Genomic DNA, 18,520 nt, shown 5'->3' with positions numbered 1-18,520 from the left:
CCTTAAAATTGTACTGCAATGAAAAAGAGAACCCCAATTTCAATATATATCGCAACAACGATAGGCTTAACGATCATGGCGTTTGAAATGTTCGCCGGAGATTCAGGTTATTTTTCCTCTCCTTTTTTCTGGGCGCTTATTGTCATCGCTGTCATCCTTCTTCTGATCATGAACTCTATCGGAGATCTGGTGGAAAACGAAAGCTTCAGCAGATTATCAGAAGAAGAAAAGAAAGCATATTTAGCTGAAAAAAATATTCCCTATTATCAGAAACTGTGGAATTCTGCATTTAAAAAGCAATCCGCCACTGAAGAAAAAGATATTCTGATAGATCATGGTTTTGACGGAATTACAGAGCTTGACAATTCGCTACCGAAATGGTGGATAGGCCTTTTCTGGTTCGGGTGTATATTCTGTGTCGTTTATCTTACCGCATTTGCCTTCACGGAATACGCTCATCCCGAAGCTGAATATGACAAGGAAGTGAAAACCATGCTGGCTTCCATTGCAGAGTATGAAAAAAATGCACCACAGATTGATTTGGAAACGGCAAAATACAGTGCAGATAATATCGCAGAAGGCCAGGAACTTTTCAAAACCAACTGCGTAACCTGTCACGGGGATGCCGGAAAAGGAGGTATCGGACCCAACCTTACCGATACCCACTGGATCAATATCAAGGAAAAAAGTCTGTTTAAAAATGTTTTCTGGATGCTTGAAAACGGTTCACCGAACAATCCTACGATGCGCCCATTCATCAAAGACGGAACCATTACCGGAAGAGATGCTGAGAAAATTGCAGCGTATATCTACCACATCAATCAGGAAACGTCTCCTATCACTCAGGCGCAGGGCGGTGCTGCTCCTCAGGGTGAGGAAGTGAAATGGGAAAACGGAAACAATTAATCAAAGTCCCGAATAAGATATTTAAGTTTTTAATGTGGGGAAGTTTGAAGCTGGAAGAACAAAGTTATTGAGGTCTGAAAGCAAAATGACACCATCATTTTATTGATTTTTTTAAAGACCGGATCATCGAATTTTAAAATAACTTTTTTTAAAATGAATGTCCAAAAATTAACTTCCAGCTTCCCTCTTCCAATCTTAATCTATTAAATGTCATCAGTTAACAAAAAATTATTATCTCCATATATTCCTGGCCCCCTTTGAAATACTAACATTTGAATTTCATTTTTGCTAAACCTTTTCAACATTTAAAAATGATATAAAGGGGGCTTTTTTAAAGACAAAAAAATCCACACCTTGGTTGTCTTTATCAACTGATTCACTTGACTACTACTAAACTAAATTCCATATTTGGACAGCCAAGGCAGGATTTTTGCACTTGCAATAGGATACCACAACAAAGAGCTAATAAAATAGTATTCTTATCTTTGTTACAAACCTGATCGCATTTGAAACTGAAAATCAACAAAAGAAAACTTTTAAGGCGTATTGTAATAACCTTTATTTCAATATTGGTTTTTCTTACCCTTCTGATACTGAGTCTGAGGCTTCCTGCCGTTCAAAATTTCATCAAAGACAAACTGGTTGTATATCTTGAAAAAAAAATCAAGACCAAAGTAAGCCTGCAAAGGGTGTATATAGGATTTCCCAACAGTCTTGTGATGGAGAATCTTTATCTCAAAGGTCAGGATGTAGACACGCTTCTCGCTGTTAAAAAGCTGGATGTGGGTCTCAATATGATGAAGCTCATCAGTTCCACTGCCGATATTACGTCTATAGATCTGGAAGGTGCCCGCGCCAATGTGGTACGGAAACCGAACGGAACTTTCAACTTCGATTATATCATTAATGCTTTTGCGACCAGTGACAAGGAGGAAAGTCCTTCGAAGCCTTTCATTATTTCTCTGGATAAAATCAATTTAAAGGATATTGGGGTAACCTTCAATGATCAACAGTCCAAAAACGATATTCAACTTTATTTCAAATCATTTGATACAAGGGTTAAAACTTTTGATCTCAATAAAAATACGTATGCCGTTAATGATATCAATCTCGACGGACTGAAATTGAAATTAAAACAGGACCTTATTGAAGAGGTTTCTAAAAAAGTAGAGAAAAAGGTAGATTCACTGAACGATAAAAAGCCGATGAATATTGGCCTCAGAGGAATCAAACTGACGAATTTCAATATTGATTACGGCGACGACAATACCAAAACGTTTGCTAAAGTTCTGTTTAAAGAACTAAGTACTAAGGTGAACAAACTGGATCTTGAAAATAATTCCTACAATATTTCCAATGTCATCCTTTCAGGAGCAGATATCAATGCAAACCTTTATCTTCCTGCTCAAAATGCGAATCCGAAAGACCAAAAAGAACCTGAAGTTTCTAAGGTTTCGGACAAAGATAAAGCGATGAAAGTTCTTCTCGGAAAACTGGTTCTGAATGATGTGAAAGCAGTGTACAACAACACGGCGATTGCCCCAACGAAACAAGGCATGGATTTCAACCACATGAATTTTTCTAAAATGAACGTGGAAGTAAGAAGCTTCAAAATGGAGAATAATACGTTTGCCGGAACGGTAAATTCAGCAGAAATTCAGGAAGGAAGAGGTCTGGATATCCAGAAATTCAATACTGATTTTGTCTATACGGAAAAACAGGCTTACCTGAAAGATCTCTATCTTCAGACTCCAAAAACATTGATCCGTGATGAAGTGATTTTAAATTATGACTCTCTTGATCAGCTGACATCCAATCCGGGTGCTGTAAAAATTTCAGCCAACATCAAAGATTCCAAAATTGGATTCGCAGATATCCTGAATATTGTTCCTACTTTGCGAAATACAGCTCCATTCAACAAATATCCGAATGCTATACTGAATGTTAATGCCAATGTTCAGGGAATCGTCAACGATTTGTTGATCAAAGATCTTAAAGTTTCAGGGCTGGACCAGCTTAGAGTAGCTGCATCCGGAAGAGTCAAAAATGCAATGAAACCTGAGAATCTTTATTATGATCTGAGAATAGGAGAATTTTCGGCAGAAGCTAAAACTGTGTACAATCTGGTTCCGAAAAACACCATTCCATCCAATATTTCCCTGCCTTCTCATTTCAGTATCAAAGGAAGTGCAAAGGGAACTACGAAAGTGGTAAAGACGGACCTTAACCTGTACTCTACTCTTGGAAATGCTGCCATTGTAGCCGATGTGGACATGAGCAGAAAAAACCGTGAGCTGTACGATGTAAAAGCCAATCTACAGGCCATCCAGGTAGGAAAGATCATTAAAAATAAAGATATCGGGGCCATTACCGCACAGATTTCTGCAAAAGGCGAAAGTTTTGATTTCAAAAATGCAAAAGCGGATCTGAAAGGTCATGTGGCGTCCGCAGTATATAAAGGATACCGTTACCAGAATATGGATTTGACGGGTACAATTAATAAGGGTGTTTACAACATCGTTCTCAATTCAAAGGATCCGAATGCCAGTCTGAATTTAATCGCTTCGGGAGTTTACAACGAAAAAAATCCAACCATAAAAATCAATGGTGAGGTGATCAAACTTGATGTGAATAAACTTGGATTCTATGAAAAACCAATGATTATCGCAGGAAAGATCGACGGAGATTTTTCAAGCCTTGATCCGGATGCCCTGAACGGTTATTTAAACCTTAAAAATTTCGCGTTCTCGGATACCAAAGAGGTTTATCCGGTACAGGAAGTGAATCTGAAAGCGTCTTCTACACAGGATTCCACACAGATTATTTTCAATTCTCAGATTGCGGATGTCTCTTTAAAAGGAAAATATAAACTGACTCAGATTTTTGGCGCATTAACACAGACAATCAATCAGTATTACCAGTTCCAGAAACCTGCCAAAGGTGAGAAAATTGATCCGGGACAGTTTTTTACGTTTAATGCCAAGATTAAAAATGATGATCTGATCAGAAAATTTGTTCCAGAGCTGAAAACTTTTGAAACCATTAATTTAGCAGGAAATTATGATGCGGATTCTCAAAAAATTGAAATAGACGGGCAGATTCCGCAATTGCTATATGGAGAAAATTCGTTGGAAAATGTAGCTTTAAAAGTGACCAATGAAAACCAGGCGCTGCAATATAGTCTTAATGCAGCAGCTTTAAAAAGTTCCAGCTTCACACTGAAAAAAATCGCTGTGAGCGGAGATGTTGCAGACAATACGATTCATTATAATATTACCACAAAAGACGACAAAGATGCGACGCAGTTCCTTATTGCGGGGAATGCAAAATCGCTGAATGATATTACAGAAATTTCCCTAAATCCGAACGGATTAAAACTGAATTATTCGGATTGGAATGTTGCTGAAAACAATAAAATTCAGATCAGCAATAAAGGAATTTTAGCAGATCAGTTTATCTTAACCAATGGAGGAAGTGAAATTTCGCTTCAGTCGGAGACCGAAAACCCGGCCAGCCCATTGAATGTTTCACTGAAAGATTTTAAAATTGAAACCATTACGGAACTGATCAAGAAAGATACGGTTCTGGCAAGAGGAACCATCAACGGGACTGCCCAGCTTCGGGATGTCACGAAAAACATGACTTTCACTTCGGATCTGAATATCACGGATCTGATTGTATATGGAAGTCCGGCCGGAAATCTTGCCGTTAAAGTCAATAATACATCACCGAATATTTTAAATGCCGATGTCGCCCTTTCCGGCAACAATAATGATGTAAAAATCCTCGGAGATTATAATACTTCGTCAAGCACATTTGATCTGAATATGGCGATCAATAAGCTGCAGATGAAGACGCTTCAGGGCTTTTCGATGAATGCCATCACCAATACGGAGGGTTATCTCTCCGGAAATCTGAAGATTACCGGAAATACAGATAAACCGAATATTTTAGGTAAAGTAAAACTGAATGATGCAGGACTGGAAATAGCAAAAACAGGGAGTGATTTCAGAAAACTGAATGACGAAATTGATTTCACCAGTCGAGGGATCGAGTTCAACCGATTTAAAATCAACGACAAAGACGGAAACGCCCTTGTGATCAATGGTCAGGTTCTTACCCAGACGTACAGGGATTTTGCATTTAATCTTGATGTGAATGCCAAAGATTTCAAAGTGGTGAATTCGGAGAAATCCAATGATGCCATGATGTACGGGGTTCTTGCTATTGATGCAGGACTTCATATCCGCGGAAACCTGGATCTTCCGAAAGTTGACGGCAGATTGGCTGTTTCAGATGATACCGATTTCACCTTTGTTCTTCCTCAATCCAGCCCTTCTCTACAGGAAAGAGACGGAATTGTGGAATTTATTGATCAGGATCAGGTTGTCCTGAATAAAACTATTAAAGCGGATTCCCTGAAAGCACAAAGCCGTATCAAGGGAATGGATGTAAGCGTAAATATTGAGGTAAGCAAGGAAGCAAAAATGTCCATCGTTATTGATAAAGCAAACGGAGATTTTGTAAAACTTCAGGGTGAAGCGGAACTTACCGGAGGCATCGATCCGTCCGGAAAAACAACGCTTGTAGGAGTGTATGAAGTGGAAAAAGGATCTTATGAGCTTTCCGTAAGTGTTCTGAAGCGTAAATTTGATATTCAGAAAGGCAGTACCATTACCTGGACCGGAGAACCTACGGCGGCCATCATGGATATTACGGCCATTTATAAAACGGAAGCTCCACCTATTGATCTCGTTGAACAGCAGGTAAGCAGTGACGGAGCAGGTTCCAGCACGCTCAATCAGTTTAAACAGAGAATTCCTTTCAATACTTTATTAAAAATGAAAGGTGAGCTTCTAAAGCCACAGATCAGTTTTGATATTACTACCGATGAGAAAAACAATTCCGTATCTTCTACGGTAACCGATATTGTGAATCAAAAGCTTTCCCAGCTGAGAACTCAGGAATCGGAAATGAATAAACAGGTTTTTGCTCTTCTGCTGCTGAACCGTTTTATTGGGGAAAACCCGTTTGAATCCGGTGCGGGAATGTCGGCTGAAACTATGGCAAGACAGAGTGTGAGCAAGATTCTTTCCCAACAGCTGAACAACCTGGCTGCCGGTTTAATCAAAGGGGTTGATATAGATTTGGGGCTTGATTCTTCTGAAGATTATTCAACCGGGCAAAAAAATACAAGAACGGATCTGAATGTAGGGGTGAGTAAAAAACTGCTGAATGACCGTCTGAAAGTTTCCGTAGGAAGTAATTTTGCTTTGGAAGGGGAAGCGCGTCAAAATGAAAACACAACCAATATTGCCGGAAATGTCACTGTAGATTACAGCCTGTCAAGAGACGGCAGATATATGGTAAGGGCTTACCGTAAGGATGAATATCAGGTTGCTCTTCAAGGGCAGATCATTGAGACCGGGATTGGATTTATCATTACTCTGGACTATGATAAATTCCGTGAGATTTTTCAAAAATCCAAGAAAGAAAAACGCAAAAAAGAAAACAAAAATAACCAAGTGGTAGAATTTAAATAATGAAAAGCAGACTTAATATATACTGTAAATATGTGTTCGCTTCGGGGCTTACCGCAGCTACTCTTTCCTGCAGCAATACGAAATTTCTGAAAGAAGGCCAGATGCTTTACACCGGAGGGGAAGTAAAGATTGAAAACGACAGTCTTTCGAAAAAGGAAAAAAAGGAACTCCAAACTGCTTTGGAAGAAAACCTGGTTCCTAAACCTAATTCTTCAATCTTAGGTCTGCGTCCGAAATTATATTTTTACAACATCGCCAAAGAGCCTAAAAAAGACAAGGGCTTCAATTACTGGCTAAAATATAAAGTAGGTGAAAAACCTGTGTTATTAGGAGATGTAGACCGTGAGTTCAACAGAAAAATCATTGAAAACTATTCTGAAAACAAAGGATATTTTAATGCCAAAGCCACTTACGATACAGTTTCCAGAAATAAAAAGGCACAGGTCATTTATACTTTAAAACCGGGTGCAAGATATTTAGTCAACAATGTGAAGTTTCAGCAGGATTCTTCGCTTATCAATAAAGAAATTCAAAACTTAACGCCTAAAACTCTTCTTAAATCCGGGAGGCCTTTTGATCTTGATGTGATTAAAAACGAAAGAGAACGTATTGATAATGGGCTGAAAGAAAGAGGTTTTTACTACTTCAGTCCTGATAATATTATTGTTCAGGCAGACAGTACGGTAAGCAAAAATCATCAGGTGGAGCTGAACGTAAAATTAAAAGATGACACTCCAGATCTGGCCACGCAACAGTTCAGTATAGACAAGGTCATTGTATTTCCCAATTACAATATTCAGGATGTAAAAAATGGTAAATACAGTGTTCCCATGAACCCGGATTCACTGTCTAAATATGCCTATGATGATATTTACGTCATTGATCCGCAACATAAATTCAAACCCAAGATTTTTGACAGGGCTTTGTATTTTAAAAAGGGAGATCTTTATAACCGTTCGAATCACAATCTTACGCTTAACCGCCTAATCAGTCTGGGGGTTTTTAAATTTGTAAAAAACGAATTCATCGTTTCGGATTCATTAAAGCATCAGTTTGATACTTATTATTTACTGACACCGAGACAAATTCAGTCGCTGAGACTGGAAGCATTAGGCCGAACCAACTCTGCGAATTATGCGGGAAGTGAATTGAATCTGAACTGGACCCACAGAAATTTCTTCAAGGGTGCTGAACAGTTTAAAGCTTCTGTTTACGGAGCATTTGATTTTCAGATGGGAGGTCAGGAAAATGCTCAGAATCTTTTCCGAGCGGGAACTAATGTACAGCTTTCGATACCGAGAATTGTGGCTCCTTTCCGTTTTAATTCTTCAAGTGCTTTTGTACCGAGAACGAATATCAATGTGGGATTTGAGTTCCAGAACCGTACCCAATATTATACACTTAATACATTCAGTGCATCATTTGGTTATTTATGGAAGGAAAATGTAAGAAAGGAGCATGACCTGAAGGTATTGGATGTGACATTAGTCTCTCCGGCTAAAGTTACCGCTTTGTATGATTCAATATCCGCCAACAGTGATGCTATGCAGAGAGTGGTTCAGAAACAGCTTATTTTCGGACCTACGTATTCTTATACTTATACGAATACTATGCTGTCTAAACCAACCACAATTTATTATAAGGGAACTTTAGATTTAGCGGGAAATATTACAGGTCTGGTAACAGGAGCTAATGTTGAAAAAGGAAAAGAGAAAAAGATTTTCGGAATCCCTTTCAGCCAATATGCTAAAATAGAAAATGATTTCAGGCTTTATCATAAGTTTACAGAAAAAACATCTCTAGCCACACGATTTATAGCGGGAATAGCTTATCCTTACGGTAATTCAGAAAATATTCCTTTCTCCAAGCAGTTCTTTTCGGGAGGAAGTAACAGTATCAGAGCATTCCGTGCCAGAACATTGGGCCCCGGAAGCTTTGATCCGAGAACGATTAAATCCGGATACTATTTTGACCAGTCCGGAGATATTAAACTGGAACTTAATGCCGAATACCGCGCCAATCTCTATAAATTTTTAAATGTTGCCGTCTTTGCAGATGCCGGAAATGTCTGGCTGATTAATGAAGATGCGCAAAGACCGGGAGCCCAATTTTCCAAAGAATTTTTAAGCGAGGTTGCAGTGGGAGCCGGAGTAGGTCTGAGACTTGATTTTTCTATCCTGATTTTAAGACTGGATCTGGCAATGCCTTTAAGGGTTCCTTATTATGAAAAAGGAGACCGATGGACATTTGACCGGATTAATTTTGGGGATTCAAGCTGGAGAAAAGATAATTTAATTTTAAATATAGCCATCGGATATCCTTTCTAATGGGTTAAAATGTTTCTTTTGTTTCAAGACAAAAGAAGATTTAGATAAAAAAGAATTGCTGAATTGATATTATCTCGCGCAGATTTTGGTGATGACGCGGATTTTTTTAACCACAGATTTCACACATGAGCACAGATGATTATGGTTAATGAACTGTACGTATTTCCAGTAGGAATTTCAGTGTAAATTATTGAAATAAATATTCACTTAAATAAAACGCAAACATCCGTTATGATCAACAATATAAAATTTTTCTGGGAAGTTCTTAAAGATACCTTCACTGAATGGAACAATTCTTCCGCATCAAAAGATTCGGCGAGTCTGGCGTATTATGCGATCTTTTCTATTCCGGGATTATTGATTATTATTATCTGGATTGCGGGGAATTTCTTCGGTGAAGAAGCGATCCGGGGTGAAATCAGCAATCAGATCAGTGGTCTGATGGGCCAGGATGTTGCTAAAAGTATTGAGGGAATGATTGCCGGTGCACTCATTGACAAGCAAAATATCTTTATGAAAATAGTAGGAATAGGATCTCTGGTTTTTGGTTCTACTACCCTATTTTTCCAGTTGCAGCATACTTTAAATACTCTTTGGGACGTGGAAGCTTCTCCTAAAAAGGCTTTAGTGAAATTTCTTTTAGACAGGGCCAATTCATTGGGAATGATTCTTATTCTTGGTTTTTTACTGATGATCACGATGGTTTTATCTTCGATGATCAGTTTATTCAACAACTGGATCACGAGTTATTTTGGTCTTGAAACGTATATGTTGGTAGAGTTTGTGAATTTTGCAATCGGCTTTGGATTGGTTATGCTTTTATTTGCCTTGATGTTCAAAGTGCTTCCTGATGTAAAGATCAGTTGGAAACCTGTATGGAAGGGTGCTTTACTGACTACTATTTTATTTACTCTGGGGAAATTTTTACTGAGTCTGTATTTTGGAAATTTCAAGCCTACTTCAGCTTTTGGAACAGCAGGAACTGTAATTTTAATTATGATGTGGATTAATTACTCCTGTATGCTGATCTTTTTCGGAGCTGAATTTACGAAAGTGTACAATTACAAAAAAGGCTACAAAGTTGTTCTTTCCAAGCATGCGAAATGGAGTGCTGCGAAGCTGTACAGGGATAGTAAGTTGGGAGAGGGTTAGAGTTTCGAGGTGCGGGTTACGAGGTGTGAGGTGCGGGTTGTTAGGTCCTGTAATATTGGTGGTTGTTTATCATGAATACATTTCACATTTCACATTATAAAAAAATAGCCTCCCAAGATATCAGGAGGCTTCATTTTTTACATTCTGTTTACGGTTCCTATTCCCAGTAATTTTAATGATTTTTGTATTGTTTTTGCTGTTATATCTGATAGATTCAAACGGAATTGCGTTACATTTTTATCTTCCTGATTCAGGATAGGATTACTCTGGTAGAAAGAATTGTACGTTTTAACCAAGTCATACACGTAATTCGCAACAAGTGCAGGGCTCAATGCTTCCGCAGATCTTGCAACTACTGCTTTGAAATTTGCCAGCTGCATGATCAGGTCTTTTTCAGATTGGCTTAATTCAATCTCTGTAATTTCCTTTTGCTCGAAATTGGCTTTAGCCAGTAAGGATTGAATACGTGCAAATGTATATTGAATGAAAGGACCTGTATTTCCATTAAAATCAATACTTTCTTCAGGATTAAAGAGCATCTTTTTCTTTGGATCCACTTTCAGCATAAAATATTTCAATGCTCCCATTCCTACGCTTTCATAATTGGTATTCTTTTCCTCTTCAGTAAAGTTTTCCAGCTTCCCTAATTCCTCAGATTTAGACTTGGCAATATCGTGCATTTCCTGCATCAGATCATCAGCATCTACAACGGTTCCTTCACGGGATTTCATTTTTCCGTTTGGAAGTTCTACCATTCCATATGAAAGGTGGAACAATTGATCTGCCCAAGAATAGCCTAATTTTTTCAGAATTTTAAATAAAACCTGGAAATGATAATCCTGTTCGTTTCCTACGGTATAAATTAATTTCTGAATATTATTTTGTTTGAAACGCTCCACAGCGGTCCCTAAATCCTGCGTCATATACACCGAAGTTCCGTCTGAACGAAGCAGAAGTTTCTGATCCAGTCCTTCATCTGTAAGGTCGCACCAAACAGAACCGTCTTCTTTCTGGTAAAGAATACCTTTGTCAAGTCCTTCCTGGATCAAATCTTTTCCAAGAATATAGGTATTGCTTTCGTACTGCACCTGATCAAAATCTACTCCCAGTCTTTGGTATGTTTTATTGAAACCTTCGTAAACCCATGAGTTCATTTCGTTCCAAAGATCTCTTACTTTCTTTTCACCGTTTTCCCAGTCTAAAAGCATTTTCTGAGCTTCTTTAATCAATGGAGCCTCTTTTTTAGCCTGTTCCTCTTCTACACCCTGGGCTACAAGTTCTGCAATTTCTTTTTTGTAGTTTTTATCGAATTCCACATAGTAATTCCCTACAAACTTATCTCCTTTTGTATTGGTTGTATCCGGTGTTTCTCCATGTCCGAATTTTTCCCAGGCCAACATAGATTTACAGATATGGATTCCTCTGTCGTTAATTACCTGGGTTTTAATCACATCATAACCTGCTTCCTTCAAGATTTGTGCTACAGAAAATCCTAACAAATTATTTCTAACATGTCCTAAGTGAAGTGGCTTGTTTGTATTGGGTGAAGAATATTCCACCATTACTGTGGCATTCTTCTTTTCAATGTTGTCAAAATCGTTGCTCACGGATATGAAGTTATCCACAAACAGCTGATTTTTTACTTTAACATTCAGGAAGCCTTTTACTACATTGAAGCTTTCAAACATTTCAAACTGTTCTGTTAAAGCTCCCCCTAATTCCACGCCAATAGTTTCCGGATTTTTCTTCAGTTGTTTTACCAATGGAAATGTAACAATGGTAAAATCGCCTTCAAACTCCGTTTTATTTTCCTGAACTTCCAGATTGATGTCTTTTAACTGAAATATGTTTAAAATAACCTCTGAAAGTTTCTTCTCTATACTATCTTTAATATTCATGTCTATATATTGCTTTTTTTAAAGCTTTGTGCAAAAGCTTTATTTCATCTCTGAATTTTGAGTTACAAATATACGGAAATAAAAAAACCGCCCGAAGGCGGTTTTTGATATGAATGCATATTCTTAGTTAATGTCCCAGAATATTTTTGTAGTCAGTTTGTCACCTCCAATTGCGGCACTTGCAGCAGAATTGTTAGTTCCATTCGTTGTAGATTCCGCAGGAGGATATTGAAGTCTCACAGGAACTTTACCTCCGGCGTTCGGAATTGCTGTAGTAGGAGCAATTAATTGTGGGTAATCTAATCTTCTGTAGAAATTCCAAGAAGTTACTGCCTGATTATACATTGCTACCCAAGCCTGCTCGCCGATTGATTTTTTCCAATTTGCAGCATTGTATGGATGAGCTACTAAATAGGCAGCTGCATCAGAAGCCATTCCCCAATCAGTAAAAGAAGAGGTAACTGCATCGTTATATAAAGTAGCAGGAGCTCCCCCAATTCCCCATCTTGCAGCGGCTTCAGCAAGATAAAATTTCACTTCCGTGTAGCTTAAAAGTACTCCCGGAGTAGTAGCATCTCTGGTGAAAACTCCAGGTTTTGAAAAGCTGGCAAAAGCTCCAGGTGAACCAATTACCTGGCCAACATATTGCCCATTGATAGGTCCTCTGTAATACACACTAATTCTTGGATCTGCCGTAGTATTCATATAGTCTACCAATGTTTTTCCTGCAATAAAGTCATTTCTGGAAGTCACTTCCTGATAAATAGGGTTTTCATTAGGTGAAGAATCCAGATACTGAAACTTACAGTCATCACCTGATGAAGCCATTAATCCACCTGCGATTGCTTGATTAACCGTGGTCTGTGCTAAGCCAGGATTTACATCTGCCAAAGCCATTCCTAATTTAAGCAATAATGAATTACCAAATTTTTTCCACTGCCCTACATCTCCTTTGTAGAATATATCTCCGCTTCCAAAAGCATCCGAACCAGCAGATAAATTATTTATATCAACACTTAATCTTGAAATAAGTGATGCATAAATATCTGATGCTTTATCATATTTAGGAAGTGGATAAGCTTCGATATCTAAAGCCTGCGTATAAGGTACATCACCATAGGTATCTACTATGACCTGAAATGTATAAACCTGCATTATATCAATCACTGCCAATTGATTTTTCTTTATACCCGGCCAGGTAGCAGTTTCCTGAAAAGTTGGAACATATGCTTCGATCGTTCTTCTTGCCTGATCTAAATTCTTTAATGTATTCACATAAGTATCCGTCCAGACATTATTAGATACGTTCCTATTTGTAAAGTCATAATTACTTTCGTTTACATAAATAGTTTCCTGCCAATACTGCATGGTCAGCCTAAAGTTATTTTCATTAACATTGGGCGTGGTCATATAATCACTTAATTCTTTCTGTGCATATGTTATCAATGCTTCCGGTGTGGTATTATATGTTGCATGCTGATCGGTGTTTACATCATCACTTGTTGAACATCCTACGAACAACATAGCGACTAACGATGTTAATATATATTTTTTCATATTTTCTTAAAAATTAATTTTCACATTAAACGATATGTTTCTTGTAGTTGGAAGTGGCCCAGACTGGTACCCCTGAATGTTTCCTGCAGATAAACCTGCCTCCGGATCTGAATAAGGAAGATTCTTATGGATGATCCAAAGGTTATTACCAATTAAGCTCATTGACATTCCCTGTATAAATTTAGAATTAAAGAAATCTTTGTTAAATTTATATGTTATTGCTACTTCTCTAAGCTTTACGAAACTTGCATCATAAACATAAGCAGCTCCCGGAAGATCTGTTCCTAAAACCTGGCTGGATCTTGATCTATCTAATCTGATTGTATTCGGAATATAGCTTCCCGGATTATTAGGGTCCTGCATTACTCCCGGCATAATTACACCTCCACCGTTTGGCAAAGTATTTCTTATTGGGTTACCCAAATCATTCATTCCTACTGAGTCAGGATAAAGACCTGTTCCATAACCATAGAATTGGTCAAGAGAATATACTTTTCCACCTTGTCTCCAGTCAATTAAGAAGCTTAATGATAGATTTTTATAATTGATGGTATTATTCAATCCGGCACTCCATCTGGACTGGAAGCTTCCTTGGTTGTAAGTTGCTTTGTCTGTTACCAGATAAGCTCCGTTTGGCCCTACAATCTTTTGTCCATTCGAATCATAAACAAAATCGGAGGTCCAAAGGGTACCATAATCTCCATTTAGAGGAGCATTCACACTGGCTCCTCCCTGAAGTCTACCAATTGAAATATTTTCAATCCCCGGACTTAATGCTGTAACTTTAGTCCATGGATTAGACCAGTTTAGATTAAGATCCCAAGAAAAATTAGTTGTTTTGATAGGAGTTATGTTAACAGCTACTTCAAATCCTTCCGTTGTCAGCTCACCAGCATTCTGAGTTTTTGCACCCGCTCCTGTAGCAAACGAAACTGGTAATGCCAGAATTTGATCATAAGCTTTATTCTGGAACCAAGATACATCAAAACCTAAACGATTGTTGAACATTTTTGCTTCGATACCAAGCTCCACATTTTTAAGTCCCTGAGATCTAAGATCAAAGTTTCTAAGCACAGCATTGTAAGCATATACCGGAATATCTCCGTATGAAGGTTGTGAAAAATAACGATTCATCAATTGATCTGCATTGGTATCAGATCCTACCTGAGAATATCCGGCACGTACTTTTCCAAAATTCAACCAGCTAGCTTTAACCAAATTAGAGAAAACGATACTTCCTGATATTGAAGGATACCAATAAACAGCATTATTACTTGGTAATGCAGTAGATTGATCCCTTCTGATAGTACCTTCTAGATAATAAGTATTTTTATATCCTAATGAAACCTGAGCAAAAGTACCATATAGATATTTTGATACATCGGATATCAATGGTCTTGCAGGATTAGACTTAGAATTGGCAATAGTATATATTCCAGGAGTATACAATCCTCCGGATGTTGACTGTTGATTAGAAAAAGCTTTCTGAACATTCACGTTCCCTCCTAATAGGGCGCTTACGTTAAAATCCTCAGTTATATCCTTTTTATAAGTAGCAATAAGGTCATAGTTCGTTTCGCTAAACTTATAATTACTTAAAGCATATCCTGATGGTTGAACCACAGTATTTAAACCAAAATTATTTCCTACATAAGATCCCACCGCTTTTCTGTCTTCAGTCATCATGGTATATCCATCTGTACCCATTCTGAATAATAGATTGAATTCTTTGCTTACATCATAGTTTAAGCTAAAGTTTCCTGCAAATCTATCTCTTGAGTCATTCTGATAGTTTTCATATCTCTGGAAATAAGGGTTGTCCCAAAATGCAGGTGTTAAATCATCAGATCCATTGATATTCCATGTATAATTTTTCTTGTAAGCATTATACAGATACTGCAAATCTTTAATATCTACGTTGGTTGCCCACCATTGTCTGAAATTAGTCATAATGTTATCATTATAACCGGTACTGTTTCTACCTTTAGTTTTTTGGGTAACGTAGTTAGCATAGAAGTTTGCCGTTAGTTTATCAGTAAGCTTGTAAGAGGCGTTACCACTAAAGTTATTTTTCATTAGTGAACTATTCGGCATGATATCAGAAGCGTTCGTATTGGTATAACTTAAACGGTATGTAGCAACATCATTACCACCACTAAAAGCTAAACTGTTTACATATGTGGACCCTACATCAAAAAACTTAATCGGGCCATTTTTTGCCATTTGCCAAGGAGTTCTTTGTCCTTCAGTTGGTGATCCCGGAGTAAAAGCCCCATATTGCCACACCATTGACCCATCGTAAGGTGAACCATATGATGCGTCATTTCCGAAATCAACGACCTGGCTTCCATCTAAAGTACCCGCAAAACTGGTTCCTCTGTATCCTTGACCATACTGTGTCTGATATTTAGGGAAAGTTGATCTGTCAACACTTGACATTGTAATAGAGCTAGAAAACTCCATTCCTATACCTTCTTTATTCTTTTTTCCTTTCTTAGTTGTAATGATAATAACCCCATTTTGAGCTCTTGATCCATAAAGAGCTGTTGCAGCTGCTCCTTTAAGAACGTTAAGAGTTTCTATATCATTAGGGTTTATATCAGATATGGCACTACCATAGTCATAACCGCCACCTCCGGTATTTTGGGAAGCAGTATTGATATTATTATTTAGAATTGGGATTCCATCAACGACAAAAAGCGCTTGGTTATTACCTAGTAGAGATTTAAATCCTCTCATTACAACATTAACAGATCCGCCAAAGTTGGTACTTTGTTTAATTTCCAACCCCGCTACTTTACCGGATAAGTTATTCAGGAAGTTGGTGGTAGGGTTTTTATTAACAGCATCCCCTTTTACTTCCTGGGTTGCATAACCAAGAGATCTCTTCTCTCTTTTAATTCCGAGTGCAGTTACTACTACTCCCTCAATTTCTTTTGTTTTTACTGTATCATTCTTTTCCTGTGCATTGGCAATGGCAACAGACGAAGATAATACCAAAACAAGCAGACTTGTTGTTAGTTTCTTCATATCAAATTTTAATTTTGTGACTCTACAAATTTGTAAAACTTTCTTAAAATCACAAAACAAAATCATAAAAAAATATCAAATATTCAATAATCATTAAATAAATCAATTCAAAAACTATTAAATTAAGTTAAAACAAAAACTTTTAACAAAATCAAAACATTAATGCAATATTTTTATTCGGAATAAAACAATAGCTTTTTCATTGATAATAACTATATGTAACATTATGAAAACAAACACATAAAACACTGATAAACAATACTATAAATCAATTCTATATGATGAGTAAATATGTATTCCCACAAAACTATATGTTAAGCATATTATTTCACAGATCAATAAAACCTCGTAAAATTCAATAAATTACGCTTTAAACCATAATAGATTAGAAATTCTATATCCATTTCTATTTCCTAACTTTTCATGGTAACAAAGAGCAATTTTAAAATCAAAATACAATAAATAGCTTGCTAACAAAAAAAGCCCGGATCAACCGGACTTTCTAAAATGTGAGATTCTTTTTACTGATCCCACCAAACTTTTGAAGTATTTTTATCTTCTGTTGGAGACAGTCCCTGAACTCCTTTCAGGTAGTTGGAGTTATTGAAATTCACTTCTTCCAAAGGATATCGCATTCTTCGGGGAATCACACCTCCGTTGACAGCACTTGGAGCGGGCAATAATGCAGGATATCCGGTTCTTCGGAACTCCGTCCAGGAATCAAACCCGTTCATGAATAAAGCAACCCACTTTTCTTCTCCAATCACTCTTTCCGCACCGGATGTTGCTATATCTGCCACCCTGGCCGCTGCATATGCCGCTGCATTCGGAGATATCTTGTTTCCTCCAAAAGGGTTTGCTCCTGCATCATAAGCATTGTTATTCAACACATAATGGCTATCCAAAGTATTATAATTCAGGACAATTCCCTGGGTTAGCATAGCGGCAACAGGCTCTGTTGTCCAGCCTTTTGATGCCGCTTCAGCTCTGTTTAAGTAGGTATATCCTGCCGTCATCAGATTCATTGCTGAACTGTTGCTTCTAAACTTCAGATTCACCGTAGATGTTCCGGAAGTACTATATCCTGCAGCAGCCAAGTCTGTAGAGTTATATCCGTAAGGCAATCCTACTGCAGCCATCGTACCACGACTTGCATATAATGTTAACCGTGTATCAGAAGTATGATTGGATGTTTTATTAAAAGTATTAGCAGATCCTTTTAAAGATTCTACCAATTCACGGGAGATTCTGTAGTCCGCTGCTCTAAAAGCGGAAAAAGGATTCGGATACGAGTTTGCCGGCGAAATGGTAAACCATGCTTCATTTTCTAAAGTTTCAATGACCCCTGCAGAATTGGCAAGAGCCGCTTTAAATTCTGTGGCAGCATATCCGGTTGCGGAAGGAAATTTTTTAGAAAGCTGCAATGTTGCCTGAAGAAGTATTGAATTGGCCAGTTTTTTCCACTTATCCAGATTTCCATAATACAGAATATCTCCGGTAGGGGATTTCGATTCTATATTCAGCATATCCCTTCCACTTTTCAGATCAGCTATAATTCCTTCATAAATGGCTTGTTGTTTATCATATTTAGGAAGAAACAAATCATTTGACATGGCTTGTGTAGCCTCAGAAAACGGAGCATCGCCATAAGCGTCTGCCACTCTTTTCATGATAATCGCTCTGAAAATTTTAGAAACCCCGATCATATTTTCTGCGCTACCTTCTTTTAATATTTCAGGTGATGGATTGGCGGAATAGGCAGCAATAATTGCATTTAAATTATTAATCTGATTGGCATAATACCTTCCCCATGCGCCCGGTGTATCTCCATAAGTCTGTTCAGTAGTATAAACCACCTGAGACTGGTATTGTGTATAGAGAATAGGCATCATCTGATAAGCATTACTGGCGTCTCCACCATTCTGTCCAAAATTCATGATCGCTCCCGATAATAAAGCTTTGTAAGTAGCCGTGTAAATACCATATTGATCTTTGTTAAAATCATCAGAATAATTTTCGTTATTACAGGAAGCCAAAGCAGCTATCATCCATGAAGAAAGAAATAATTGACGAAATGTATTTAAATATTGTTTTTTCATTTTTTATA

General features: G+C 37.6%; 8 protein-coding genes. 4 read left to right on the top strand and 4 right to left on the bottom strand.

What is annotated here, in order from left to right; translation table 11 throughout:
* The first annotated feature begins 18 nt into the window (after window positions 1–18).
* The 4 genes from ACM46_RS20785 (at window position 19) to ACM46_RS20770 (ending at window position 9,928) form a co-directional block, all read left to right on the top strand.
* Window positions 19–906, top strand: a complete 888-nt coding sequence (locus ACM46_RS20785; RefSeq protein WP_048508582.1) for a c-type cytochrome — start codon at window positions 19–21, stop codon at window positions 904–906.
* Between the two features lie 506 nt (window positions 907–1,412).
* Window positions 1,413–6,449, top strand: a complete 5,037-nt coding sequence (locus ACM46_RS20780; protein WP_083997487.1) for a translocation/assembly module TamB domain-containing protein — start codon at window positions 1,413–1,415, stop codon at window positions 6,447–6,449.
* The gene (tamL, locus tag ACM46_RS20775; RefSeq protein WP_048508581.1) at window positions 6,449–8,776 is read left to right on the top strand and encodes a translocation and assembly module lipoprotein TamL; all 2,328 of its coding nucleotides are present in this window, start codon (window positions 6,449–6,451) and stop codon (window positions 8,774–8,776) included. Before ACM46_RS20780 ends, tamL begins: the two co-directional genes overlap by 1 nt.
* A gap of 231 nt (window positions 8,777–9,007) precedes the next feature.
* On the top strand, window positions 9,008–9,928 hold the full coding sequence (locus ACM46_RS20770; protein ID WP_048508580.1) for a YihY/virulence factor BrkB family protein: 921 nt from the start codon (window positions 9,008–9,010) through the stop codon (window positions 9,926–9,928).
* A 137-nt stretch (window positions 9,929–10,065) separates the two neighbouring features.
* Here the strand turns inward: ACM46_RS20770 and argS are convergent, their stop codons facing one another.
* From argS to ACM46_RS20750, 4 genes are all read right to left on the bottom strand, one after another.
* Window positions 10,066–11,826 carry an arginine--tRNA ligase gene (gene argS, locus ACM46_RS20765; protein WP_048508579.1) on the bottom strand — a complete coding sequence of 587 codons (1,761 nt, stop codon included), beginning with the start codon at window positions 11,824–11,826 and terminating at the stop codon, window positions 10,066–10,068.
* A 123-nt stretch (window positions 11,827–11,949) separates the two neighbouring features.
* Window positions 11,950–13,383: a SusD/RagB family nutrient-binding outer membrane lipoprotein gene (locus ACM46_RS20760; RefSeq protein WP_048508578.1), complete on the bottom strand. Its 1,434-nt coding sequence runs from the start codon at window positions 13,381–13,383 to the stop codon at window positions 11,950–11,952.
* Window positions 13,384–13,389: 6 nt separating this feature from the next.
* Complete coding sequence (locus tag ACM46_RS20755; protein ID WP_048508577.1) at window positions 13,390–16,413, bottom strand: SusC/RagA family TonB-linked outer membrane protein; 3,024 nt, start codon at window positions 16,411–16,413, stop codon at window positions 13,390–13,392.
* A 521-nt stretch (window positions 16,414–16,934) separates the two neighbouring features.
* Window positions 16,935–18,512, bottom strand: a complete 1,578-nt coding sequence (locus tag ACM46_RS20750; RefSeq protein ID WP_048508576.1) for a SusD/RagB family nutrient-binding outer membrane lipoprotein — start codon at window positions 18,510–18,512, stop codon at window positions 16,935–16,937.
* Between the last annotated feature and the right edge of the window lie 8 nt (window positions 18,513–18,520).

It is taken from the genome of Chryseobacterium angstadtii, from assembly GCF_001045465.1.
Classification (GTDB): domain Bacteria; phylum Bacteroidota; class Bacteroidia; order Flavobacteriales; family Weeksellaceae; genus Chryseobacterium; species Chryseobacterium angstadtii.
This window is presented reverse-complemented; position numbering and strand designations above follow the sequence as displayed.

Bases quoted from the DNA above. Each gene is read 5' to 3' on its own strand.
- ACM46_RS20760 (WP_048508578.1), bottom strand. From the start codon at position 13,383: ATGAAAAAATATATATTAACATCGTTAGTCGCTATGTTGTTCGTAGGA.
- argS (WP_048508579.1), bottom strand. From the start codon at position 11,826: ATGAATATTAAAGATAGTATAGAGAAGAAACTTTCAGAGGTTATTTTA.
- ACM46_RS20755 (WP_048508577.1), bottom strand. From the start codon at position 16,413: ATGAAGAAACTAACAACAAGTCTGCTTGTTTTGGTATTATCTTCGTCT.
- ACM46_RS20750 (WP_048508576.1), bottom strand. From the start codon at position 18,512: ATGAAAAAACAATATTTAAATACATTTCGTCAATTATTTCTTTCTTCA.
- ACM46_RS20785 (WP_048508582.1), top strand. From the start codon at position 19: ATGAAAAAGAGAACCCCAATTTCAATATATATCGCAACAACGATAGGC.
- ACM46_RS20770 (WP_048508580.1), top strand. From the start codon at position 9,008: ATGATCAACAATATAAAATTTTTCTGGGAAGTTCTTAAAGATACCTTC.
- tamL (WP_048508581.1), top strand. From the start codon at position 6,449: ATGAAAAGCAGACTTAATATATACTGTAAATATGTGTTCGCTTCGGGG.